Raw genomic sequence first — 23,169 nt, 5'->3', positions numbered from 1 at the left:
AATGAAAAGGGTTATTCTGATTACAGGCATGTCGGGCACAGGGAAATCAACGGCTCTGACTGAACTGGCCCGGAAAGGGCATCGTGTGGTGGATACCGATTACGGGGAATGGAGTGAAAACTTAGATGGCACCGGTTGGTTATGGAATGAAGATCGGATCATGGCACTTCTTATGGGGCATAACGAAGGGACGCTATTCCTTTCCGGCACCGTATCCAACCAAGGAAAGTTTTATTCCATGTTTGATGCAATTGTCTTATTAAGTGCACCACTTGACGTTATTTTGGAACGAGTCTCTTCCCGTCACAACAATCCTTACGGAAAGACTCAGGCTGAACGGGAAGAGATTATTCATTATGTGCATACGGTAGAGCCGCTGCTGCGTGCCGGATCGACGTTTGAGATCGACACGCGCAAATCCATCGAGGAAGTGACCCGCGAACTTGAACAGATAGCTACCTCTCCATATTAACGGAGTATTTCCCTGAATCATATCTCATGTATCTCTCATGAAGAATGATGGCACCAAACGAATGTAGATCAACTCCCCTGCCAATTCGACAATGGTTTGGGTTACGATGGCTGCGGCAGCTATTGTAGCCCATTCTCCAGGGAGCGCAAGGGCAAGCGGCAGCACAACGAGTGAATTGCGGGTTGCCGAGCTGAAGATCAGAGCACGTCCAGCACCGATGTCCAGTCGGAACAGAAGCGCAACCAACCGAGACAGAAAAGGCATCAATATAAGAAAAGCCACGTAAATGGGAATCACTTTTACAATAATTGCAAAGTCTGAATAGACCTTGCCGATCTGCGACGCAACCACCACCATTAAAGCAATCGCCATCATCGGAACGGGCAGCCAGGCCGTTGCATTCATTAACTGTTCTCCTCCAGCTATTCCCCTCGACATGACTTGTGTAAGGATTGCCAGCAGCAGCGGTATAACAATAAGAAACAGGAAGGCCTCCGCAAAGGGTCCCACCCTCATCAACTCTGCTGCTTCCTTTCCGGTCATTAACCATAGATAAACCGGCAGTAGTACCATCTGTACAACGAACAGAATTGGCGTTACAGCCAGCATGAGTTTTTCATTCCCCCGGCCAAGCTGCGTAAACACAATAACATAATCAATGCACGGGGTTAGCAACACCAGATAAACGCCGATTAGAACCGCCGGTGATTGCGGAAATAGCCATGTCAGTAACCATACGACCACAGGCACAATGATAAAATTGGCTGTCAGTACAGCTCCAATAAATCTTACGTTGGACCAGGATTGTTTCAACTGCAAAAAAGGAATCTGAGCAAACATGCTGTATAGCAGAATGGCCAGCACAGGTGAAACGGTATAATGCAGCGCAGACCCCCATTCAGCGTTTCCCAGCCCGATTGCGGCACCTATAAAAAGCGCTGCGACATAAAACCATGTTTGTTGCTTCTCCATCGTTTCTCTTGTAAACAATCCTCATCCTCCTTATGGGGTATATTCCTCTTTCCTTCAGCGTACATTGGACAGAATGTGAATCCGGTAGCGGAAAGCGCAGAAACATACAACGTATCCTGTGAATTTTTTGCGGTCCCTTATTAGAATGTGGAAGAACTGGGTATATTCATTGTAGACTGACCCGTGGTTCATTCATTTTTTTGTAAACCAAGGAGGATGTGCAATGTCTCGTAACAATCCGTACAAATGGCTCAATGCGATTGGTTTTATCGCCGTTATTGTCGTGAACTATCTGTCGAATTCGCTACCCATCGGCGGGAGAACCAACAAGGAAGTATCCGATATGTACCCCGTGCTGCTTACACCCTCAGGGTACGCTTTCTCCATCTGGGGATTAATCTATCTGCTGCTCGCAGGCTTTGTGGTCTATCAGTTTCTTCCGTCATCGTGGAAAAGGGATTCCATCACCCGGCTCGGTTACTGGTTTCTTGCAAGCTGCGCCTTTAACGTAGCATGGATATTCGCTTTTCAGAACCTCCAGATCGGTCTCGCCCTGCTTATCATTGTATTGCTTCTGTTGTCCCTCATTATGCTGTATCTCAAAACACGGGCCATCACCCTCCCGACTACAGCAGAGATTTGGCTGGTTAAGCTGCCGTTTAGCATCTATCTGGGCTGGGTCAGTGTGGCAACCATTATTAATGCGGCTGTTCTATTATACAAAATCGGGTGGGATGGTTTTGGTATCAGCGAACCGGCCTGGACCGTGATCATGCTAATTGTAGGTCTTGTGCTGGCGGTATTGGTCAGTTTCCCTTATCGGGACAGCATCTACCCACTTGTGTTTACGTGGGCATACATCGCTATCGCACTCAAGCAGAAGGATGTTTCCTCCGTCTATTATACGGCGATTATCATTGCGATTGTACTGGCGATCTATGCTGTATGGCTCTTCTTTGCCCGCAATCAGGACCGGGATTAACTCGAAACATACTCTCGCTAACATAAGAAAAAAGCCGATCCCGGTCGTATGACTTGGAATCGGCTTTTATGTATTTTACCCCTTAAAGAATTCTACTTCAGGGCAATAACTTCGATCTCCACGAGTGCATCCTTCGGGAGACGAGCCACTTCAACCGCACTGCGTGCCGGATAAGGCTGTTCGAAAAATGTGCTGTACACTTCATTCACAGGCACAAAGTCGTTCATGTCTTTCAGGAAAACCGTCGTTTTTACGACTTTATCCATACTGGTGCCTGCTGCTTCCAGAATCGCTTTTACGTTACTTAAGGACAAACGAGTCTGTTCCTGTACATCTGCGCCGAACTCTCCCGTTTGGGGATTCAGGCCAAGCTGACCGGACGTGTAGATGAAATCGCCTGCAGCAACAGCCTGGCTATATGGACCTATAGCGCCTGGAGCCTGATCTGTAGAGATTGGTTTTTTCATGGGCTGGTTCTCCTTCATGTTCTCAAGTTTTGAAGCCTATTATACCATGATCCCCTACTGGCAAGAAACTGTTCAAGAATCCTCGGTGCCAAGGACATGAATCACTTCATTGGAGTAAACATGGTTACCTTTGGTTCTTACAAGTGCCATGTTAATCATTGCACGTGCGATGGTTGAAGCATGGATGGCACGATACTTGGCAGCTCTGCCCCTCATCCATCGATCCAGGAACTTCATGAGGTGAGCGGCAAGCTGTTCTCCAATACGTGTCTCGCTGCGGTCACCAAGAATCAGGGAAGGCCTAAAGATATGCAAAGAACGAAAACCAATCGAGGATAGAGCTTCCTCCAACTCCCCTTTGGTTCGACTATAGAACACTCGCGAGCTCGGACTTGCACCCATGGAGGAAATGACGAGCATTTGTGTTACCCCCTGATGAATCGCAAGTTTTGCTGCCTCTACAGGATAGTGATAATCGACTTTGCGGAAATTTTCCTGACTACCTGCCTTTTTGATCGTTGTCCCCAAACAGCAGTACAAGTCATCCATCCCCCTAAACAAATCTTTGGCATCCTCCAGTCGGTCCCAATCCACAAGATGTTGTTCAAGCTTCGGATGCTCAAGCTCCAGCTGCTGCCTGACGAAAATACGAACCAATCCATATTCTGGTTGGCGCAGCAAGCTGTGAACGAGTATGCTGCCAACCAGGCCAGTGGCCCCGATCACGATGGCTTTTCGTTCGAGAATTCCCATACTCATCCCTCCATTTCACTTCTCCCATCACGATCTTAGAAGCACACGCCGTCCAAGTGTAAAAGCAAGAAGCAGCATGGCGATACCTATACCTACCTGAAACCCATAGGTAGCCATCCATGTCATTGCTTCCGGCCATTTCTCCATTTCCTCATATAACCAACCGCCAATCAGCGGTCCGAGGAATGAGGTCACCCCAGTTAAGGCCGAGTACACAGCAACAAACATAGGCCTTTCACTTTTCGGTGTATCCCCGATGGTAAAGTTAAAGGCGAGTTGGTTAAACCCTCCGACACCTATACCAAGAAAGATATGAGACAAAAAGAGCGCTATCAAAACGGGCATAAACGACATCAAGCCCCAGGACAGGCAGGAGAGTGCGATAATCGGCAGTGTCCAAAATAATAAGGTTTTGTTACTGAATCGTGCATTTAAATTACCCCAGATATAGAATCCGGCCATCATGACAATAGTCTGCACCACCGTTATTAAAGAAACCATCTGATAATTAATGTTAAGCAAGTCGAGCATCACGTAAGAATAGAGTGGAACAATCAAGGTTTGAATCAGTAACCAAGCCGCGAGGAATAGTGCAGCCTTCAGAAAAGATCGATCCTGGAACGGCTTCTTCAGCATCCGCCAAAAAACCGTCTCGGTCGAACGTTCAAATGGAACATCCGGATAAAAGAAATAGATGACGATATTCGCTATTGCACAGATCCACACCGGAATGAATAGAAGCAGGAAACCCATTTCACCCGGGAAGCGGTCCAAAACAATTCCTCCCACAAACAGGCATACGCTTCCAAGCGCATTCAGGATCGTGTTTCGAATGCCGAAATACCGTCCCCTTACCTTGGCATGTACGAGGTCCCCAATCAGGGAAGTCCAGATCATGCCCCCGATGGTGTTCGATATAAATGCAACCGTGTACATTCCAATGTAAACGCCTACCCACCACTCCTTGGGAAACAGGAACGGAATTAGCCCTGTTGCGCTCCACAAGATGCGATGTAGCCCGACGAATAGCAGCAGCATCCGTTTCCGGCTGCGAATACGCTGCATCCAGAAGGCTGCACCAATCTGGGCAATATTTACGAACGTTGTTATGGCGAGCACAAAACCAATATGTCTTGACCCGGCCCCAAGATAGAGCAGAAATCCCGTTAAGAATGGTCCACCCAGCAATGTTTGCAATATAATTGCCGGTACACCCTCCCATGTTGCGATCGATAAATTGATGCGTTGTGTCGAACCCTTGCGCCTTGGTTTGCCAGCAAACGAGGGAGGGTTAACTTTGACCATCTTCTGTATGGGGATACACTCCTTAGACCGGGATTTGAATGCCGGCCGATGCTAGTTATCACCCCAAATTCTACTCACAGCAAGATGGTTGTCAACTCATTTTTTCATGGTTCAGCGGAAGGTACAGCCGGAAGGTACTTCCCTTGCCTTCAGCACTTTCCAGTTGGATCGACCCATCCAGCAAACGTGCCAAATCCCGGCTGATGGAGAGACCCAGTCCTGTGCCCCCAAATTGGCGGCTGATCGACCCGTCGGCTTGTTGAAAAGCTTCAAAAATGGAGTGGTGTTTGTCCTCCGGAATCCCGATTCCTGTGTCTTTAACCGAGAAAACCAGCCATTTCCCCAAATTTCCGGGCTCGTCCGACTTTTCGGTGCTCACCGTTAATTGCACGGCCCCTTTATGCGTAAATTTGATGGCGTTGGACATTAGATTGCGCAATATCTGCTGCACGCGTTGGGAATCAGACCACATAGTCTCCGGTGCGTTAGGGTTCTTATGCATAAACAGCTGTATTCCCTTTTTCTCAGCCACCAGCTGGAAGTGGCTCATTACGTCCTCGGCAAGCTGCATCACACTGATTTCCTCAAATGCGATTTCCAGCCGGCCAGCCTCCACTTTCGACAAGTCAAGAATATCATTAATCAGGGTAAGCAGTTCCTGACCGGAATGGTCAATCATCGTTGCGAACCGAACAATATCCTCCTGTTCCATCGTGTCACTGTTTTCACTAATCATCTGTGCAAAGTTAATCACACTGTTCAGCGGTGTACGCAGCTCATGCGACATGTTGGCCAGAAATTCGGACTTGTACTGTGAAGCCAGCATCAGCTGCTTGGCTCGCTCCTCCAATACAATTTGAGCCTTCTGCAGCTCTTCTTTCTGCACGGACAATAATCGGTTCGTACTTTGAATAAGCAGAATCCGATTCTGTTCATTTTGAAAATCCCTTAAAATAAACGCAAAAATAAGGCTAAGTACAATGCCTAACGGAAGCGTATAGGGCATAATATGGGCAAAAAAGTACGTTGGAGGAAAGACACCAAGCAGAGCAATATTGACACTGTTGACAACATTCACGATGACTGTAACGAGCACGACCTTGATAACAAGTCTGTAGTCACTGCGTCTCATCCATATATTTAATCCCGCACATAATACACCCAGGATTGCCATATTCCCCAGTCCCGCTAGCGTAGCTTCATTAATCCCAAAGGTTAATCGCAACAACCCAATCCCGATACCAATAATCACCAAACTATAAGACTGCCTGAAGGTCAGAACGGCAATAATTAATGGAACAAATCGAAGATCGAAAATGACTTCATCCGTTAGCTGAAAACCAAATACCGTACTAACCCAGCCCGCAAAAATAAGGACCAGCACGGAGCTCCATTGTTTAAATCGGGTGGAAGTACGTATCACAATATATTTATAGAACACACTAGCCAGATAGGCTAAGGTTATAAGCATACCCATATTTAATACGAACATCTTAGAAAATTGCATTCACTCACTCCTGTTGTCCCGGCTTTGTTCGCAGACACATCATTAGTCGTATGTACGTCTATCATATCATGCCCATACAATCTTCGACATTCCTCGCTCGTCAAAAAAATACACAAAAATACACAAATCCGGATTCAATTTGTGTTAAAAACATAGTAGAATATAGTGTTGTTTAATTTTATTGCTGTGATCCACTTCCTTGACGGGTGTGGGTGAAAGGAGAAACGTTGTTGTGCATTCGTTAAAAAGTAAATCCTATTGGCTGTCATTAAGCTTGATGCTTTCTCTGGCTGTCATGGGACTGTTATATGATGTTCTTAACAGCCCTGAGCGCGGATTCGCCGTCCTCAATTCACCAATCGACCGGCTTATCCCTTTCGTACCCGGCATGTCCCTTCCTTACCTGGGCTGGTATCCGTTTGTATTTGGCGTGCTCGCGTACCTCTGTGCCAAAGACAGACTTACCTATTATCGTGTACTGTTGTCCATGAACATCTGTGTCTGGATCTGCTACCTGATTTATTTCAACTTCCAAACTTCTGTTCCTCGACCGGAAATCACGGGTACAGGAATTGGTGCGTCCGTCCTAGGATGGCTCTACAGCCAGGATCGCCCTTATAATTGCTTCCCGAGCATTCATGCACTCCATTCCTATCTCGTTATGCGTGCGGTCCTCTCGGTACAGAGCATCCGCCGTTATGTCAAATGGCTCGTAGCCGCTGGGGCAACGCTGATTGTGCTGTCCACCCTGCTGATTAAACAGCATGTGATCTATGATGCTCTGGGTGCTATCATCCTCGGTGAATGCATCTTCACCATCATCACCGGACTGTCCTTACACCGGCGGCGCCGGAAAGGTTCGAAGTGGACAGAGGGGATCAACTGACCCCTCGCTCCGATGAACCGTGGAGATGTTCTCTCCTTCTCCACTCCTCTATAAACAAGCCTGCAAAATAAGGGTCCCACTGGGTCCCTTTTCCTTCTTCCAGGATGGATAGCGCTTTCTCATGACTCATGCCGTTTCGGTACGGACGATCGGATGTCATGGCGTCGAAGGCGTCAGCCACTGCAATGATACGTCCAAAGAGGGGAATATCCATACCTGCCTTGCCATCGGGATATCCTTTCCCATCATATCGTTCATGATGAGACCTCACTCCTGGCAAAAAGTCAGCCATGGCATCCATGGGTTCAACCTGTAATAAAATGCTCTCGCCCAGAACCGGATGAGTCTGAATAATTGCAAATTCTTCCTCACTAAGTTTACCGTCCTTGAACAAAACCTCATCGGGTACCCCGATTTTACCAATGTCATGCAAAAGTGCAGATTTATACAGCAAATCAGCTTGTTCCTCACTCATGCCACTCAGTTTGCCAATCATCAGGGAATACTCGGCCACACGCATCGAATGCCCGGCAGTGTACTTATCCCTCGCGTCCAGTGCAGCAGCCAGTGTGGAAAAATAGCTCTGCAGCAGCTGCCGATTGCGTTCCTGCCTCATCTCAAGCCGGTTAATCATCATATTAAAACCGGATATCAGTGCAGAGAACTCATCCGCATAGAGGTCAGGAGCTCTCCTTCCAAGATCCCCCTCCTGAATTCGGTTCATCTCCTTGGTTAGCTCCGCTACCGGATCACGCACATCACGGATCAGCAGCCAGCTGCCTACAAGGGCAAACCCAGCCCCCAACACGACAACGATGATGCCCCACAGGATATACTCTTTCGCAAACTCATGATCCATATACTGAAGCCGGATAAATGTAGCCAGGAAGAACAAAAACAGCGGGAATAATCCGATTAGAGCTGTACTCAGCTGAAATTTTCGCTGAATCGATACCAACACGCGCCCTCCCAGTGATGGCTCGGTGCCATGCTGCTGTTTGCCTCTGCGGCGGGCCTCCATCAGTAGCGGCCTAACTGCCCGAACGGTCAGGAAATATTCAATTAGCGCATGCATGATGGCGATCAGGATGGCACAGGCAGCTGCCACGGCGACATAGTTGGATGGGAACTCCAACCAACCTGCCGATATCATCCACAGCGTCAGCCCTGCAGCGGGTATCGAAAATCCCAACAGATGCGGCCCCATAATCCGGTAGATGGTCCGTCCAGGAAAACGATGAATATTCTCATACATTTGGCTCAATTCAGCCCGTTCGTGACGCTCTTGAGCGAAAAATTTCCTGATTGGCCCTAACTGCCTCCGCAAGGCAATTCCTTCGGCTGCAAGCATAAACAGAAGGGAAACAACCACAATCAGAATCAGAAGTACAAATTGAATATTCGGTATTTGCAGGGTTGCTACCATCATCACTGTGCCGATAACAAACACGGCTGAGAGTGAACCGACCAGATAATTGCGCACCAGACGAAAGATAAATGAACGGTATATTTCCACCCAAACCCCTCACTCTCTATGTGCAACCAGTTCTCCCGATTAATTGTAAGGGGGAGACTAAGGGTATTGCCTTTATTTTTTATCGGTTAACCTGTGTAAAAAAATTAATGAACTTCTTCATCATCCATCTCGGGCATATTACAATATGTGCATATCTCCATTTATAGTCGTATTGCAAAACAAAAAGACTGCCCCCAGAGGAACAGTCTCATGTATAGAGCTTTGATTAACCTTTAATCTTGGCAGCCAGAATCATCTTCCCTCGCGGCTGGTCGCCCATCGCGTCCCGCTCCAACGTTATGGCTACAGTATCATAGTCATTGACCGAGTACAGTGTATAGTACACAGCTCCGGTGCCATTATGACTCAGGAAGGTTCCCGCATTTTGAGGGGTATCCCCCTTGTCAGGCTTACAATGAAGCAGCTCCAGAAGCTGCTCTCCGATATTGGATTTGCAGCCGGACGTGGGAAGGGAGGGCATACATCCATGATGGAACGACATGAGGAGTGGTCTAATCTGGCACCGATGTATGTGCTAGGCGGACTGGAAGGAGAGGAAGTGGATGCATTTGAGCCCACATGGCTACATGTGAAGCTTGTCCCCAGGAAGTGAAGGAATTGCAGGAAGTCACTGACTTCCCTACGCAAAATCATTTGAAGTGGATTCCCTTCTAGAAGAAAAAATATGAAGGCCTTTCGCAAATTGTTTTATAAAAACCTTTGGCCTTCCTTTATCTTGCAAAAACTTACAGACTGTGGTATACTCTTAAAGTTGGTATTAAACCTCAACTGATTTTCTATCTTCTTTTAACCCCGGAATATTTTCTTCATGCTGCGACCGCAGCGAATATGTACAACTAACCTATGGAGATTGAAGAACCTGATTCACATTGACCCGGTATACAGAGTTTCACAAGATTTTCCCATTCACACTGGCGCGGTCATCGGAGCCGCAAGGACAAAAGAGAGGTAGGGCTTTTGTTGTTTTGGAAGTCACTTATTCTTGAGAAGATTGAAAACATACACAAACCAAGCACCCGGAATTGGGTTCCGGGTGCTTTTCCATGTTTGCATACATATTATTTTTTCGAACAACTCCAGAACTTGCCGGAATGCCTTTTTTAGATAAACATTGTTTTGGAGATAATGACAAGCAGGATGAACAGAACCAGAATGGTGCCCATCGATCCCCAGCTTCCGCCACCGTGACCATAAGACGTTCCACAACCCTGTTGGTAACCATGCATGACCGGAGCCTGATTTGCGTGATGTCCGTATCCGTACCCGTATCCAACCGGCATTGTTCCGCAGCCATAACCGTACATTTCGTGACCTGTGTATTGATAACCATACATGTGATCTTGACCTCCCATATGTCCGTATACGTGTCCCTGTCCGTTCGGTGAATTCGGTTTAACTTCGCTCATTGTTCATTCCTCCTTAGCATTTGCCTACACCCCTAAGCTATGTACTTTGCCTACTTCTGGACCGGGCTATGGCCCTCATTTGGATAAAATGGGCGAATCCCCGATAATATCTGACGTGATCGTTCGCCTCCATACTCTCCTTTGGTCTCTGTATTTGGTGTCTGCCCGAGCTATGCTTCCAGCTTGTCCATAACCTAAAAAAACCCCGCCGGGTAACCGGCAGAGTTCGCTATATTATACCCAGAAAGATTTAGTGATGATTACGAGAAGAATGAACAGAACCAAGATGGCTCCAGTCGATGTCCATCCGCCGTATCCTGCGCCTCCGACTTCGCTCATGGAGAACCCTCCTTTACAGAGTATTTCGCATTTGGGGGCTCAATAATTCTATTAAACCCAGAAAGATTTAGTGATGATGACCAACAGGATGAAGAGAACCAAAATGGCACCAGTCGATGTCCATGCACCGCCGTATCCACCTACAACTCCACTCATGTAAAACCCTCCTTTGATTTGAGGTACAGTTCACTATATGCAGAAGTCTTTTCCCAGACCGGGCTCTGAACAAAAATGGGCAGCTGTATACTCGCTTAAAAAGCGATTTCTTTATTCAAGGTAACCATATTGATGAAACAGTGTTTTATCCGTGCAGTTTCAGGCTTCTGAATTGCGTACTTCTATAAACAAATAGTTCTTTTGACATATACTTCTCTGATACTCAATGATCTATCTACATTGACGATAAGTACAATTTTAAAAAACGATGCTTAAAAATTACCATAATGGTATTGTTTACAGGTTAATCGTTTTGTTATCCGTTTCAAAGTTACCTTTTCGGTAATTAAGTATTCTCGTTTATTGAGTAATGTTATTATTTTACTATTCAAGCGGAAAGGAGTCTCTATGCCTACTTTGGGTGAGCGTATTAAACAGTTAAGAGAAATGAAGGGGTATTCACAGAAGGAATTGTCAGAAAGGACGAATCTCACAATAGTTCAATTGTCCCGGTATGAAACTAATCACAGAAAACCTGATCCCGAGGCTTTATGTCGTTTGGCGAACAATCTTGGGACAAGCGCTGATTATCTTATCGGTCTAAGTTCTGAGCCATTACAGTCTCCAGTTAGGGAGCTGGATCAGGAATTTTCTTCATATCTGGAACATCCCATTCACGGAGTATTCCTAAGGAACTTCTTTAATGCACCCGATCAACTCAAGAACGAAACGCTGCAATTTTTCAACTTCGTTATGAGGAACTATGATAGTTCAGATCTGGAGTAGGGGCACACGATGACTTAAGAAAAAATCCCAACCGATGGGAAGCACACTAGGAGATATTAGAAATTATGAAGAAACTAATTACGATTTTGGCATTAACTGCATTGCTCAGTGCTTGCGGTAACTCAGAAACAACCAAGACAGTCGATACACAAACTTCAGAGACAACAAACGGAACTGAAAATGTCTCTGCCGAGTCAAAAGCCACAAAATACACTACATACAGTGGAGAGGGTTTCACGTTCTCATATCCAGATCACTGGAAGAGCGTAGATACAAGTCAAATGAACGAAGCAGTTAAAGCAGCTTTTTCAGATCAGTCGACATCAGCGCAATTTGCAGATAACATTAATTTTACTATTGAAGCTAATCCTTCGGGCTCCATTGATCCTGAAGAGTTTGCTAATAACGTCGTGGACTATTACACACAAAACGGTGCATCTATCGGCATCTCCAATTACAAGAAAATCAGTTATACAAACAAACCCTACAAAGATTATAATGCGGGTGTTTTGGAAGGAAACTATACACATTCTTCCGGCACGGATATAGTTCTGGTTCAATATATGCTTCCGACAAACTCTCAACTCTACACCATGACAATAACTTACGCTAAAGATTCCTATAATCAAGATACAGCCAACGAAATACTTAATTCCTTGAGTATCTCTGCTCCCTTGGAACAAACAGCCGGAAGTACGGTTGCTGAAAGTACAGCTGCCGATTTCTTCAATGATTTAACACCGCTTATCACATCTAACACTGCTGTATTGGATCAGACTTCTTATGATTTCTTTGCCAATAATAGCGATCTATTTCCTGCCAATACTGCGGACCTTCGCAAAAAGGCAAAAGGCCTTGTTGACTCCAAAGTTACCACCCGACATCTGAATAAAAATGTGGCTAACTATTTTGAAGATTTCGTAAACGTTAGTGGACAAGTAATTCAGGTTGAAGAAGATAACTCTCTAGGATCGACTTTCTCAATCGTTCTCGTTATGGATGATAATGGAAATTATATTACGGCGATATACCCCTCAACAACCGGTGATCTTCTTGATGGAGACTACGCAACCGTGATTGGTGCCCCTATTGCCAACTACTCTTTCCAAAATGTCGGAGGCGGTTTTACGAATTCCACTTTGATTGGCGCCTCATTGGTTATCGCTGAATAATTCCCCTTGCGCAAATAAGAACTCAACCTTAGTAGGTTGAGTTCTTTGCATTTTCCCGGTCACTTTTGGTTAGCACAAGTACGAAAGCACATAGTCCCCTCGTCATACTTACACTTTGGATAGTACAAATCATTCGAACCAATTTTGCATCCCGATTATATATTTCAGTTTATTTATAAGCTTAACTTGCCATGTTAAAGCGTAAACATTTGATTCGTAAGAAGCAAAAAAATAATAGCTTTCACCCGTGTCAATCATCCCTGATTAGGGTATTATTCTCAGGTATAACACAATTACATAGGAGTTGATGATAAAGGTGAAAATGAAAAAAGTTATTATTGCTTTATCCATAGGTATGTTGGTTGGTTCTTCTTCTATGGCCGTAGCTGCTACATCCAAAAAGGTTCAAGCTACTTTAGCGAACTTTAAAGTGATCGTAAACGGTCAATCCAAATCTGTAACTTCAGATCAATTGCTTTATAAAGGCAATACATACTTACAACTTCGTGAAGCTGCCAAAATTCTTGGCTATGAAGTGAATTACGCAAGTGCGACCCGCTCCATCGAGTTTTCTGCAAAAAGCCAATCTCAAGCAGATTGGATTACCCTAATTGATTTATCCGCCTCCAATGGATATGACGTTGCTCTCAAAGGAGACTCTGCGGATGTTTACAACGTTTCAAAAGATCTAAAAACCATCCTCAGTGTTAATGCAAATGGTCTTAAGGAAAACGAAGAAAAAGTGGTAGCCGATCCATCGGGTAAAACAATCCGGTACAAGAAATTGCAAGGTTCCCTGGTATTGAATCGTGGAGATCTCAAAAAAGCTGGTCTGATTAAATAATCCACATAAATAAAAGGCCTCGTTGGAAGTCATTCCAGCGAGGCTTTTTCCCGTGTTATACTTTTGCCAGAAGAACAACAGTCAAGTTTCCCGAAATAAAAAGAAAAGTTTCACTTTTGTAAACCACTTGAATAATCCCTTAATTCGGACGCGCCTCACGGGACGCCAGCTTTTCCTGAACGGATTGCAGTTTCTGTATGCTGGAAGCATCCGGTTTGTCCCGCCGATCGTCAATCTTGACGGATGTGGAGACTCGCTGGGCTCCCGATAGAAACGGAGCTTCATGCAGAGCCGCAATGGCTGTGAATACCTCATTCAGCGGACCTTCGATAATGGTGCTCATTGAAGTCAGCTGATATGTAATACCGCGCTGGTTTTCCAAAACGTTTTGCATATCTGCCACGTAACTGCTAAGACTGGTTGTCCCCGTTCCGATTGGAATTACGGTTACTTCTGCTATTGCCATCCCGCTCCTCCTCCCTTGGCTCCGTGAATTACCGTTGCCGCTCATATTTAGTGCAAATTTGGCTATTTTTATTTTACCAGTTGAAGGCGTCACAATTCAAACTGACGTGAAGACGTCATTCACTTCGAACGAAAATTTTTTTTGAATAATCTTCAAATCTTCCAGTCCTTTTCCTTTGCGGATTCATGGCGTAAATGGTATACTCGGAATTACGTTTTAGTGTGCTGAACCTGTTTACAAACACAAGATGTTGGGTTAGAGTATGGTAACAGCAACAAAATGTAGTGACAAAGCGTTTCCCCACTTCTGAAAGTCATCTTCTGTAATCTCGCGAAAAACAGGATGGAATCACCTCCAAAGGCACGTCCCTGTAGGTGTAAATCGCTTTCTCGAAACAGAACTGACGCCGAGGCCAACGGGGCTGTTTGGACTGCACCCGGTTGCCTCTATGACAGTCGCAACTAGATATGGACACACAACCTTACATAATAGCACCTTTCGGTCGACATCTTATACCTGCGACTGTCAGGAAGCCAAGGCATTCATGGGCATTTTCAGGCCGTCAGGCGGAGAGTGCTTTTTATATGATCATGTTCTTAGCTGCTCCTATGTTACGGGGTCTTTCCGTGCGCAAACTGTTACCACCGCAGTCCATCGTATGTATTTGTACTTTACTCACCGTAAGAAGACACTCAATTCTTTATATAAGAATTTCTCCAATTAATCTCTTAAACATGCGAAAGCGAGGAATATTCATGCCACAAGTTGTGATCAAGCCGAACAACCGCCAGCTTGCCTTTGACGATATGCGTATCTCGGTATATGCCGACCGTATTCTGGATGGACTGGACATGCTGGACAAGGAGCGTTTGGTACGCGGGGTTAACAGCAAACTTCGCCGTGACGAAGTAACCGGAGACGAGATCAGTAACGCTTTTATGATGAGCGCCCTAGAACTGGTAACCAAAGAGGAGCCGAACTGGAAATTTGCAGCGGCACGTTCCCTGCTCACTTCCCTTTACAAAAAAGCGGCGACTAACCGCAGATATAAATCGTACCCGGACGAGCCTTATGGTGCATTCCATCCTCTCCTTGTCGATCTGGTGAAAAAAGGCATCTACCGTGAAGAATTGCTGGAATGCTACACCAAAGAACAGATTGATGAACTGGCAGAATGTATTGATTACCGCAACGATCTGCTCTTTGACTACATCGGCTTGCTTACACTGGCAGAACGCTACCTCGCACACGACTTTGATGGAAAAGTAATGGAGCTGCCTCAAGAGCGTTACATGGTTATTGCCATGTACCTGATGCACCAGGAGCCTGAAGAGAACCGGATGCATTTGGTCAAGGAAGCCTATTGGGCAATGAGCAACATGTATATGACTGCTGCAACACCAACGATGTCCAATGCGGGCAAAAAGGTAGCCGGACAACTCTCCAGCTGCTTCATTGATACCGTGGATGACTCGCTGGAAGGCATCTTCGATTCCAATACGGATGTAGCCAGACTGAGCAAAATGGGCGGCGGTATCGGCGTTTACCTCGGTAAAGTCAGAGCCCGTGGTTCGGATATCCGTGGTCACAAAAACACAAGTTCCGGCGTTATCCCTTGGATCCGCCAACTGAATAATACAGCCGTTAGCGTAGACCAGCTTGGAACACGTAAAGGTGCGATTGCTGTATATCTGGACGTCTTCCACAAAGACATTCTGGCCTTCCTGGATCTGAAGCTGAACAATGGTGACGAGCGGATGCGTGCGCATGACGTATTCCACGGCGTTTGTCTGCCTGACCTGTTCATGGAACGCGTAGCCAGCCGTGGTGAGTGGAGCCTGTTCTGTCCGCACGAAACGAAAAAAGTAATGGGCTGGAAAGATGAAAACGGCCGTCCACTCGGACTGGAAGACTTCTATGATGAGTCCTTCGGTGAAGGCACGTTCCGCGAGAAATATGAAGAGGCTGTGAACCACCCACTGCTGTCCCGAATTACGGTACAAGCCATCGACATAATGAAACGCGTAATGAAATCCCAGCTGGAAACAGGTACGCCTTATATGTTCTATCGCGATACGGTTAACCGTTCGAACCCGAACAGTGCTCATGGTATGGTGTACTCTTCCAATCTCTGTACCGAAATTATGCAGAACCAATCTGCTACAGTAGTCGAAAAAGAAGAGCTCGTAACCAAAGATGGACAAACACGTATCGTGATTTCCAAAGTGCCTGGCGACTTCGTTGTCTGCAACCTGAACTCCATTCACTTGGCGCGTGCTGTGCCTCATAACGTACTGGAACGTCTGGTACCGATTCAGGTGCGCATGCTGGACAACGTTATTGACATCAACAACATTGAAGTACTGCAAGCCCAATATACCAACAGCCAGTATCGTGCCGTAGGTTTGGGTACATTCGGACTTCACCATCTGCTTGCCCTTGAAGGCATTCGTTGGGAGTCCGATGAAGCGGTAACCTATAACGATAACCTGTACGAAAAAATCAACTACCTGCTTGTGAAAGCCAGCATGGAACTGTCCAAGGAAAAAGGACACTATCCGAAGTTCAAAGGTTCCGACTGGGAAAGCGGTAAATACTTCGAGCAGCGGGATTACACCACGGGTGAGCGCGTAGGCGAATTCGTAACTACCGAACAATGGAAAGAGCTGCAAGCCGAAGTTCAGCAAAATGGTGTGCGTAACGCCTGGTTGTTCGCGATCGCTCCAAATGGATCAACATCCATCATTGCCGGTTCTACAGCTAGTATCGACCCGCTCTACGAGTTGTTGTCCTATGAAGAGAAAACAACATACAAGATTGCTAACCCGGCACCGGATCTGTCGGACAAAACAATCTGGTACTACAAAACGGCCTTCCTGGTGGACCAGCATGCTTCCATCAACATGGCTGCTGCCCGCCAACGTCACGTCGATCAGGGACAAAGCTTCAACCTGTACGTTCGTCCTGATATCAAGGCAACGGAGTTCCTGGAACTACACCTGCACGCTTGGAGGGCAGGTCTGAAATCGACTTATTACGTTCGCAGCCGTGCATTGACCATTGAAGAATGTGACTCCTGCGCAAGCTGATCGATAGATTACTAGTTTCACGATGACCACCAGGGCATCCTGTTTTGATTGCAAAATGGCGCTGCCCTGGTACTTTTTTGCCCAAAATACGATCACAGCATCCAACCGATGTTGATATAGATGCCTTATGACTTCACCTGACATAAAAAGTTTTAATTTAAGGAGTGAACGGAATATGCAAGTACAGAAAATTTTCAATACCGAAGCGCCTAACCAATCCACCCGAATTATTGAAGGTGAATGCTCCGGGATCCTGAACTGGAATGACATTCGCATGCCTCATATGTACAAGCTTTACAAAGTGCTACTGCTCAACCACTGGATCGCTGATGAAATTCCAATGTCGAAGGATGCATCCCAATTCGCCCAACTGGATCCGGAAGAACAGCGTACATTCAAAATCAACATCTCCCTGCTGGCCGTACTTGATTCCATGCAAACGATGTTTGTGGGTGACGTAAAACGTTACTTTACCGATTCTTCGCTCGAAGCAATCTCGGCGATCATTGGACAACAGGAAGTGGTTCATAACCAATCGTATTCTTACGTTCTGTCCTCCATCGTGTCTGATCGGGAGCAAAAAGAGATCTTTGAATATTGGAAACATGATCCTGTACTGCTCGACCGTAACCGGTTCATCGCTGATATCTATCAAAGCTTCCGGGATGAGCCATCACCACAGACATTCTTCCAGGCCATGGTAGCCGATCTGGTGCTCGAAGGTATTTTCTTCTACAGCACATTCGCCTTCTTCTACAACCTGGCCCGTGACCAGAAGATGATGGCAACCAGCCAAATGATCTCTTATATCCAGCGTGACGAGAATCAGCACTGCTACTTCTTCGCTGAAGTGTTCAAACAGCTGCTTGTTGATTTCCCAGAGCTGAACACACCTGAGAACATGGACTATGTCTACAAAACCATCGACCGTGCCGTGGAGCTGGAAACTAACTGGGCACATTACACACTCAGTAATGTCCGTGGTATCGATCTGAACGAGCTGGAAGATTACATCAAGTACATCGCCAACAAACGCCTGCGTCTGATGGGCATGGATAAAGCATACGAAGGTGTGGATGTTAACTGCATGCCTTGGATCAAACCTTTCTCCGATGAAGCACTCAATGCTACCAAAACAGACTTCTTCGAAGCTAAGTCCCGCAACTATGGTAAAGTCGGCGACGACAACGGATTTGACGATTTGTAAGTTTAATCATACGGTACAGAAAACAGCATATCTTCATACAACACTCCCTGCATGGGAGTGTTTTTGTTACGTTTTGTACCCTCTGCCCCATTGCTGAAACTTCTAGGATATAATGGAAGAGGTTCATATTTTCCTATTGAAATGAGGCATCGTATGGAACAAGAACTGTTGGATCAATTGAACTCCTGGCATGAGCAGGATCAGTTCGGTCTCATTGTTGAACGTATTGAACAGATTCCCGTATCTGATCGGGATTACGACCTGACAGGTCATCTTGCGAGAGCATATAACAATAGAGCACTTTACCGTGAGGCCACCCAGCAGCTCCAATCCATTGAAGAGCAAGGCAAATGGGATCCCCTGTGGCAGTTTCGACTGGGTTATGCCTATTATCATATGGCCTTGTATGATCTGGCATTGCAAGCCTTTGAACAGGCTGATCGGCTTCAGCCTTATGACGAATCAACACTCGATTTTTTGAAGTGGACGCGTCCCAAAGCTGCAAAAATGCAGCGTGATCGGCAGCGCCATCAAGAAAAACTGGCTGAGTGGGAACAAAGCGGGATGCAGAACCATCTTAGAGCTGCTTCAGGCTCCTATCATCCCTCCACATTTTGGGAGCAGAGTGACTATGCGCTGAGCAGTTATGTATCCCCGCCTTTTGATGAGAACGAAATTGTCTCTACCGAGCAGGAACTGGGCTACAAATTGCCTGCTTCCTATATTCAATTAATGAACACTCAAAACGGCGGTGTTCCTGCACGTACCGTTTTCCCTACAGAGGAAGCCACTTCGTGGGCAGAGGATCATATTGCCATTACTAGCATTCTAGGCATTGGAAATGTGAAGTCCTATTCTCTTACTGGAGACATGGGAAGTCGCTTTATGATTGAGGATTGGGGATACCCTGATCTGGGCATTGTGATCTGTGATTGTCCATCTGCGGGTCATGACGTCGTTATGCTTGATTATCGTTTCTGTGGTCCGCCAGGCGAGCCATGCGTTGTACATGTTGACCAGGAGGATGATTATGAGATAACCTACCTGGCACCCAACTTTGAAGCATTTATCCGTGGACTGGTAGATGAGGAAGCGTTCGACCTGGAAGAAGAGGATGAGGACTAAAAACGCAGGAGGCCCTTATGACAACCCGAATTTATTTTGCAACCAACAAACTTGGCGACGTTGCATTCTCTTCACTGCAGGAGGCACTACATGAATTCGACCTGGGAACCCTTGAGGAGTATAAACGAACCGACGAGGGAGTAATGGGACAGACACTGCTTGTCCGCACTTCTCAAGGGGAATACATTCTGAAAGGCAATCCATTGTATGTTGGACAGCTTCTGGAAGAACAATTTTTCGTCGAACAGCTATCGGAGCACACCACTATTCCTGTCCCCGTCCCCTACCTGCTGCAAAAAGACACGGACTTGCTGGGTTGGAGCTACGCGATCATGCCTCGTTTACCAGGAAAACACCTGTATGATCCGGCAGTCCAGACTGCACTCGGACAGGATGAGCACGAAGAGATTGCCACCATGCTCGCACATAGCCTGATTGAACTGCATCGATGGAAAGTGCCGGATGCTGGTGAATATGACCCTGTAGCGGAACGGATCGTTCCATTTGCCGGAACCTATCTTGACTGGCTGTACGGAACCATCCGTCACTGGCTGCTGGACGCGCAGAAGTACTCTGTCATCACGGATGAGGATATCGAGTGGGTGGATAAGCAGCTCATGAATGCAGAAACCGCGTTCCAGGCCATGCCTGTTCCTGGATTTGTTATGGGAGATTTCAAGGTAGAGAACTTTGTTATTCAAAAGGAAGGCGATCATGCCTGCGATTGGCGAATTAGCGGCCTGTTTGATTTTACTACCTCGTATTTTGGAGACGGTACAGCAGATCTCACCAAAATGACAGCCATGTACATACAAAAAAATCAGCCTGAACTTGCTAAACGCTTTCTATTCAGCTACCGGGAAGTGGTCTGCGCAAACGATGAGGAACGATGTAAACAATTTGCTGCCCGCCTAGGGATACATCTGCTGTATCAGCGTATCTTGTTATGGGGCGAAGCCAAAGCAACCAACCGGGTCACGTGGGAAGCAGATTTGCCTTTTGCGGCCTGGGCACAGCAATATGTGGACTCGGTGCTTGAGCTGCTCGAATAAAAGCACACGTATCTCAGCACAATGAAAATCCATGACACCAAAAAAACGGCCGAATGGGAGAGATCTCTCTCTCATTCGGCCGTTTTGTTTTCATTTCGATTCCATTAAACTGGTTCTTTATCAAACGTTTAAGCTTGAGGAACCGCTGCTTCCTGATGCTTTTGCAAAAATTCCAGCATTCGCCGATAAACCAGAACCTCATTCGCTCTTCTGGAGAAGCCATGTCCCTCATCATCCAGAACGATATATTCCACATCAACGCCTTTGTCCTGCAGCGCCGCCACAATCTGATCCGATTCAGCTTTTACGACCCGTGGATCATTCGCTCCTTGAATAACCAGCATCGGGTTCACCATCTGGTCGAGATAAGTGATCGGTGAATCTTTCGTTAGCCGCTCACGGTCGCGGACCGGGTCCCCCAGCCAGTTATCCATCATCGGTTTCCAATCCTCCGGTACTGATTCCAGAAACGTAAACAGGTTGCTTGGCCCAAAGATATCGACTGCTGCACGGAACAATTCCGGATGACGACCTGCAAGCAGTAGAGTCATATACCCGCCGTAACTGCCTCCCACGACAAACAGGCGATCTGCCGAAGAGATGCCCTGATCAAACAGCCAGTGAATTCCGGCAACACAGTCGAGCCTTGGTCCCTCGCCCCAGTCTCTCTCCACCATTTTCACAAACTCGGCACCATACCCTGTGCTGCCTCGGAAGTTTGGTGCGAAGATATGGTAGCCCTGGGCCAGCATCAGCTGGAACATGGGGCGGAAAAACTTCGCTTCCGAAGCCTGTGGCCCGCCATGCGGCCAAAACACTGTGTAACCATTGGCTTGATCCGGCTTGGCCTTGAAGAAGAGAGCCTCGATTTCCAGCCCGTCATATGACTTGTACCGAATCACTTCAGGATAAACCAAATCACTCGGATCAAGCCCGGTTACCCGGTTGGCAGTCAGGGCTTCCCAGGAATCGCCGCCAGCAGGCAGACGATAAATATTATGCGGCTGAATTGCTCCCCGACCAAGGATGTACACATTACCAGCTTTGGTTAAGTGCGTGTGTTCTACCGTGTCCAATGGCATATCCAGACGACGCGGTTGCTCCGCATCTTTGCCCAGCATATACATCCGATTCTCCGTACCAGTGAGCGTCCAGAAATACAGCGTCTCCGATGCCTCATGCCAGCGGATCATCTCCACATCCTCGCCATCGATTTTGCACAAAGGTTGGAACTCGCGGGTATCCATTCGGTACTCGGCCACATAGGAATAAGCTTCATTATCATTGGTAACCATCAGAAGCCGATCATCATCTGCAAACAGGACATCCGTCACCTGACTCTGACGCCTCGAGACGGGCAGAATCAGCTCCACCTCACCATCCCGATGCAGATGTGCCGTCTGATACGTATTGGAATACACTTTCAAAATAACAAAGCTCTTCTCATTGGGACTTACCGCCATCAAGTGGCTTGTTACCTCTTCCCCGCTGTATAAAAGCACATCTTCACCCGTCTCCAGGTCAATTCGGCGTGAATTCAGATAATTTAGGTTACCCGCACTGGTCACATAATAAAGGCGCTGTCCGTCCTTGGACAACTCAGAGAAATAACAGCGGTCATTCGGCTCTGCCGATACGATCTGCAGCGGCACGCCGCCTTCCGGTTTAAGCGCATATAGGTGATAATTTTCGTCGCCGTCCCGATCAAACGCCGTAAGGATGTGACGTCCTTTCGGGTCGGGTTTGATAAACTGACTGCTCTGGTTCAAATACGTCAATGGATACGGGTATCCACCTGGTAAATCCATAGCCCAGATATTTGGTTCACCGTTCAGATTGCTGTCAAAAAATAAACGTTTCTCGTCAGCCGATACAGCAAAGTGCGAAATTCGATACGTTTGGAAATATTGCTCTACATCCGGTTTGGGAAACTGAATCATGACAAACCTCCTTGAGAATGAACAAAAGTATTTAACAATGGTAAATTAAGGGCCCATTTGTCCATATTACAGGAAATTCCAGTGTTTACACAATGGTTATGTCAGGTTTCCCAATACAGGTTCTAACATGTTACGTATAAAAGGTCATGTGAGGTTTATCTTCACGATAATAATCCAGCCTTTGCTTCATGGTACCTGTGTGCAGTTCAAACAGATGACCATCGGGATCGCTAAAATAAACCGAGCGTGCATCTCTAGGATCGCGTGCTCTGCCAGGAAGAATATCCGCCCCGGCAGCTCGCAGCTGCTGTACAGATGCGTCGAACTCCTCTTCTTTTACCGTGAATGCAATATGTGTATAGGTTCGTTCCGTATAATTGCGAATAACATCCTCCTCCTGATTCAAAGCAATCCAGAGACCTGCCAGATCGAAATACGCGAGCTTGCGTCCCTTCACCTGAATTCGGGCACCGAGAGCCTGTTCATAGAAGGTAATGGACCGTTCCAGATTGGATACGGAAAAGCACAGATGATTGATTCCTTGAATATTCATTGGACTCCTGACACCTCCATTATTTTGTTCACCCACATCCTTATTATGGTATATTTCCTATTCAAAAAACAAATGACTTCTTTCCTCAGCCGCACGTTCTTCTGGGCGAATGCATAGTTTAGGCGTATCAATGAATGTTCGAGGAGGATGTAA

24 protein-coding genes are annotated in these 23,169 nt (G+C 46.5%); 11 read left to right on the top strand and 13 right to left on the bottom strand.

Annotated features, from left to right (window positions below):
• Position 1: 1 nt before the first annotated feature.
• Entirely contained in the window at positions 2-472 is a 471-nt protein-coding gene (locus tag AAIH57_RS25175; protein WP_217506404.1) for an AAA family ATPase, read from the top strand.
• Between the two features lie 24 nt (positions 473-496).
• Here the strand turns inward: AAIH57_RS25175 and AAIH57_RS25170 are convergent, their stop codons facing one another.
• On the bottom strand, positions 497-1,444 hold the full coding sequence (locus AAIH57_RS25170; protein WP_430023493.1) for an arsenic resistance protein: 948 nt from the start codon (positions 1,442-1,444) through the stop codon (positions 497-499).
• 223 nt (positions 1,445-1,667) lie between these two features.
• Between AAIH57_RS25170 and AAIH57_RS25165 the strand changes: the two genes are divergently transcribed.
• Complete coding sequence (locus tag AAIH57_RS25165) at positions 1,668-2,426, top strand: TspO/MBR family protein (protein WP_175395763.1); 759 nt, start codon at positions 1,668-1,670, stop codon at positions 2,424-2,426.
• Between the two features lie 92 nt (positions 2,427-2,518).
• On the opposite strand, the gene AAIH57_RS25160 is transcribed toward AAIH57_RS25165, so the two are convergent.
• The 4 genes from AAIH57_RS25160 to AAIH57_RS25145 all read right to left on the bottom strand — a co-directional run bounded on the left by AAIH57_RS25160 (position 2,519) and on the right by AAIH57_RS25145 (position 6,458).
• Complete coding sequence (locus tag AAIH57_RS25160) at positions 2,519-2,893, bottom strand: RidA family protein (RefSeq protein ID WP_175395764.1); 375 nt, start codon at positions 2,891-2,893, stop codon at positions 2,519-2,521.
• Between the two features lie 72 nt (positions 2,894-2,965).
• Complete coding sequence (locus AAIH57_RS25155; RefSeq protein ID WP_430023453.1) at positions 2,966-3,646, bottom strand: oxidoreductase; 681 nt, start codon at positions 3,644-3,646, stop codon at positions 2,966-2,968.
• 27 nt (positions 3,647-3,673) lie between these two features.
• Positions 3,674-4,834, bottom strand: coding sequence for an MFS transporter (locus tag AAIH57_RS25150; RefSeq protein WP_246310871.1), 1,161 nt, complete (start codon positions 4,832-4,834; stop codon positions 3,674-3,676).
• A gap of 208 nt (positions 4,835-5,042) precedes the next feature.
• Positions 5,043-6,458 carry a sensor histidine kinase gene (locus tag AAIH57_RS25145; protein WP_430023451.1) on the bottom strand — a complete coding sequence of 472 codons (1,416 nt, stop codon included), beginning with the start codon at positions 6,456-6,458 and terminating at the stop codon, positions 5,043-5,045.
• Between the two features lie 232 nt (positions 6,459-6,690).
• Between AAIH57_RS25145 and AAIH57_RS25140 the strand changes: the two genes are divergently transcribed.
• On the top strand, positions 6,691-7,344 hold the full coding sequence (locus tag AAIH57_RS25140) for a phosphatase PAP2 family protein (protein WP_430023449.1): 654 nt from the start codon (positions 6,691-6,693) through the stop codon (positions 7,342-7,344).
• Here AAIH57_RS25140 and AAIH57_RS25135 read toward each other — a convergent pair.
• On the bottom strand, positions 7,337-8,860 hold the full coding sequence (locus tag AAIH57_RS25135) for an HD domain-containing phosphohydrolase (protein ID WP_430023447.1): 1,524 nt from the start codon (positions 8,858-8,860) through the stop codon (positions 7,337-7,339). The two genes, AAIH57_RS25140 and AAIH57_RS25135, sit on opposite strands and share 8 nt — an antisense overlap.
• 226 nt (positions 8,861-9,086) lie before the next feature.
• Positions 9,087-9,341, bottom strand: coding sequence for a hypothetical protein (locus tag AAIH57_RS25130; protein ID WP_430023445.1), 255 nt, complete (start codon positions 9,339-9,341; stop codon positions 9,087-9,089).
• A 6-nt stretch (positions 9,342-9,347) separates the two neighbouring features.
• Here AAIH57_RS25130 and AAIH57_RS25125 point away from each other — a divergent pair, with 6 nt between their 5' ends.
• Entirely contained in the window at positions 9,348-9,473 is a 126-nt protein-coding gene (locus tag AAIH57_RS25125) for a hypothetical protein (RefSeq protein WP_430023443.1), read from the top strand.
• Positions 9,474-9,981: 508 nt separating this feature from the next.
• Here AAIH57_RS25125 and AAIH57_RS25120 read toward each other — a convergent pair.
• The 3 genes from AAIH57_RS25120 to AAIH57_RS25110 form a co-directional block, all read right to left on the bottom strand.
• A complete protein-coding gene (locus AAIH57_RS25120) occupies positions 9,982-10,287 on the bottom strand; it encodes a hypothetical protein (protein WP_430023441.1) in 306 nt (101 codons plus the stop codon).
• Positions 10,288-10,521: 234 nt separating this feature from the next.
• Complete coding sequence (locus tag AAIH57_RS25115) at positions 10,522-10,626, bottom strand: YjcZ family sporulation protein (RefSeq protein ID WP_217506405.1); 105 nt, start codon at positions 10,624-10,626, stop codon at positions 10,522-10,524.
• A 51-nt stretch (positions 10,627-10,677) separates the two neighbouring features.
• Positions 10,678-10,782 carry a sporulation protein YjcZ gene (locus AAIH57_RS25110; RefSeq protein WP_192262833.1) on the bottom strand — a complete coding sequence of 35 codons (105 nt, stop codon included), beginning with the start codon at positions 10,780-10,782 and terminating at the stop codon, positions 10,678-10,680.
• Positions 10,783-11,190: 408 nt separating this feature from the next.
• On the opposite strand from AAIH57_RS25110, the gene AAIH57_RS25105 reads away from it, so the two are divergent.
• The 3 genes from AAIH57_RS25105 to AAIH57_RS25095 all read left to right on the top strand — a co-directional run bounded on the left by AAIH57_RS25105 (position 11,191) and on the right by AAIH57_RS25095 (position 13,584).
• A complete protein-coding gene (locus AAIH57_RS25105) occupies positions 11,191-11,568 on the top strand; it encodes a helix-turn-helix domain-containing protein (protein WP_430023438.1) in 378 nt (125 codons plus the stop codon).
• Between the two features lie 65 nt (positions 11,569-11,633).
• Positions 11,634-12,740 (top strand): PsbP-related protein, encoded by a 1,107-nt coding sequence (locus AAIH57_RS25100; RefSeq protein ID WP_430023436.1) that lies wholly within the window; start codon positions 11,634-11,636, stop codon positions 12,738-12,740.
• A 322-nt stretch (positions 12,741-13,062) separates the two neighbouring features.
• Positions 13,063-13,584 carry a stalk domain-containing protein gene (locus AAIH57_RS25095; protein WP_430023492.1) on the top strand — a complete coding sequence of 174 codons (522 nt, stop codon included), beginning with the start codon at positions 13,063-13,065 and terminating at the stop codon, positions 13,582-13,584.
• A 139-nt stretch (positions 13,585-13,723) separates the two neighbouring features.
• Here AAIH57_RS25095 and AAIH57_RS25090 read toward each other — a convergent pair whose 3' ends face one another.
• Positions 13,724-14,050 (bottom strand): MTH1187 family thiamine-binding protein, encoded by a 327-nt coding sequence (locus AAIH57_RS25090; RefSeq protein WP_430023434.1) that lies wholly within the window; start codon positions 14,048-14,050, stop codon positions 13,724-13,726.
• 755 nt (positions 14,051-14,805) lie between these two features.
• Here AAIH57_RS25090 and AAIH57_RS25085 point away from each other — a divergent pair.
• The 4 genes from AAIH57_RS25085 to AAIH57_RS25070 all read left to right on the top strand — a co-directional run bounded on the left by AAIH57_RS25085 (position 14,806) and on the right by AAIH57_RS25070 (position 20,523).
• On the top strand, positions 14,806-17,139 hold the full coding sequence (locus AAIH57_RS25085) for a ribonucleoside-diphosphate reductase subunit alpha (RefSeq protein WP_175395772.1): 2,334 nt from the start codon (positions 14,806-14,808) through the stop codon (positions 17,137-17,139).
• 175 nt (positions 17,140-17,314) lie between these two features.
• The gene (locus tag AAIH57_RS25080; protein WP_095291792.1) at positions 17,315-18,346 is read left to right on the top strand and encodes a ribonucleotide-diphosphate reductase subunit beta; all 1,032 of its coding nucleotides are present in this window, start codon (positions 17,315-17,317) and stop codon (positions 18,344-18,346) included.
• Between the two features lie 153 nt (positions 18,347-18,499).
• Positions 18,500-19,471 (top strand): SMI1/KNR4 family protein, encoded by a 972-nt coding sequence (locus tag AAIH57_RS25075; protein WP_430023431.1) that lies wholly within the window; start codon positions 18,500-18,502, stop codon positions 19,469-19,471.
• A gap of 17 nt (positions 19,472-19,488) precedes the next feature.
• Complete coding sequence (locus AAIH57_RS25070; RefSeq protein ID WP_430023429.1) at positions 19,489-20,523, top strand: phosphotransferase family protein; 1,035 nt, start codon at positions 19,489-19,491, stop codon at positions 20,521-20,523.
• 128 nt (positions 20,524-20,651) lie between these two features.
• Here the strand turns inward: AAIH57_RS25070 and AAIH57_RS25065 are convergent, their stop codons facing one another.
• Both AAIH57_RS25065 and fosB read right to left on the bottom strand, forming a co-directional pair.
• Positions 20,652-22,463, bottom strand: coding sequence for a S9 family peptidase (locus AAIH57_RS25065; protein WP_430023427.1), 1,812 nt, complete (start codon positions 22,461-22,463; stop codon positions 20,652-20,654).
• A gap of 130 nt (positions 22,464-22,593) precedes the next feature.
• Complete coding sequence (gene fosB / locus AAIH57_RS25060; protein WP_175395776.1) at positions 22,594-23,016, bottom strand: metallothiol transferase FosB; 423 nt, start codon at positions 23,014-23,016, stop codon at positions 22,594-22,596.
• Between the last annotated feature and the right edge of the window lie 153 nt (positions 23,017-23,169).

Origin of the sequence: Paenibacillus sp. MABNR03 (assembly GCF_050455445.1) — a bacterium.
Taxonomy (GTDB): Bacteria; Bacillota; Bacilli; order Paenibacillales; family Paenibacillaceae; genus Paenibacillus; species Paenibacillus xylanilyticus.
This window is presented reverse-complemented; position numbering and strand designations above follow the sequence as displayed.

Excerpts from the sequence above, each read along its gene's own strand:
- AAIH57_RS25170 (WP_430023493.1), bottom strand. The coding sequence starts at position 1,444 with ATGGAGAAGCAACAAACATGGTTTTATGTCGCAGCGCTTTTTATAGGT.
- AAIH57_RS25105 (WP_430023438.1), top strand. The coding sequence starts at position 11,191 with ATGCCTACTTTGGGTGAGCGTATTAAACAGTTAAGAGAAATGAAGGGG.
- AAIH57_RS25145 (WP_430023451.1), bottom strand. The coding sequence starts at position 6,458 with ATGCAATTTTCTAAGATGTTCGTATTAAATATGGGTATGCTTATAACC.
- AAIH57_RS25120 (WP_430023441.1), bottom strand. The coding sequence starts at position 10,287 with ATGAGCGAAGTTAAACCGAATTCACCGAACGGACAGGGACACGTATAC.
- AAIH57_RS25110 (WP_192262833.1), bottom strand. The coding sequence starts at position 10,782 with ATGAGTGGAGTTGTAGGTGGATACGGCGGTGCATGGACATCGACTGGT.
- AAIH57_RS25070 (WP_430023429.1), top strand. The coding sequence starts at position 19,489 with ATGACAACCCGAATTTATTTTGCAACCAACAAACTTGGCGACGTTGCA.
- AAIH57_RS25125 (WP_430023443.1), top strand. The coding sequence starts at position 9,348 with ATGATGGAACGACATGAGGAGTGGTCTAATCTGGCACCGATGTATGTG.
- AAIH57_RS25065 (WP_430023427.1), bottom strand. The coding sequence starts at position 22,463 with ATGATTCAGTTTCCCAAACCGGATGTAGAGCAATATTTCCAAACGTAT.
- AAIH57_RS25075 (WP_430023431.1), top strand. The coding sequence starts at position 18,500 with ATGGAACAAGAACTGTTGGATCAATTGAACTCCTGGCATGAGCAGGAT.
- AAIH57_RS25095 (WP_430023492.1), top strand. The coding sequence starts at position 13,063 with ATGAAAAAAGTTATTATTGCTTTATCCATAGGTATGTTGGTTGGTTCT.
- AAIH57_RS25155 (WP_430023453.1), bottom strand. The coding sequence starts at position 3,646 with ATGGGAATTCTCGAACGAAAAGCCATCGTGATCGGGGCCACTGGCCTG.
- AAIH57_RS25175 (WP_217506404.1), top strand. The coding sequence starts at position 2 with ATGAAAAGGGTTATTCTGATTACAGGCATGTCGGGCACAGGGAAATCA.
- AAIH57_RS25130 (WP_430023445.1), bottom strand. The coding sequence starts at position 9,341 with ATGCCCTCCCTTCCCACGTCCGGCTGCAAATCCAATATCGGAGAGCAG.
- AAIH57_RS25165 (WP_175395763.1), top strand. The coding sequence starts at position 1,668 with ATGTCTCGTAACAATCCGTACAAATGGCTCAATGCGATTGGTTTTATC.
- AAIH57_RS25100 (WP_430023436.1), top strand. The coding sequence starts at position 11,634 with ATGAAGAAACTAATTACGATTTTGGCATTAACTGCATTGCTCAGTGCT.
- AAIH57_RS25160 (WP_175395764.1), bottom strand. The coding sequence starts at position 2,893 with ATGAAAAAACCAATCTCTACAGATCAGGCTCCAGGCGCTATAGGTCCA.
- AAIH57_RS25090 (WP_430023434.1), bottom strand. The coding sequence starts at position 14,050 with ATGGCAATAGCAGAAGTAACCGTAATTCCAATCGGAACGGGGACAACC.
- fosB (WP_175395776.1), bottom strand. The coding sequence starts at position 23,016 with ATGAATATTCAAGGAATCAATCATCTGTGCTTTTCCGTATCCAATCTG.
- AAIH57_RS25080 (WP_095291792.1), top strand. The coding sequence starts at position 17,315 with ATGCAAGTACAGAAAATTTTCAATACCGAAGCGCCTAACCAATCCACC.
- AAIH57_RS25115 (WP_217506405.1), bottom strand. The coding sequence starts at position 10,626 with ATGAGCGAAGTCGGAGGCGCAGGATACGGCGGATGGACATCGACTGGA.
- AAIH57_RS25085 (WP_175395772.1), top strand. The coding sequence starts at position 14,806 with ATGCCACAAGTTGTGATCAAGCCGAACAACCGCCAGCTTGCCTTTGAC.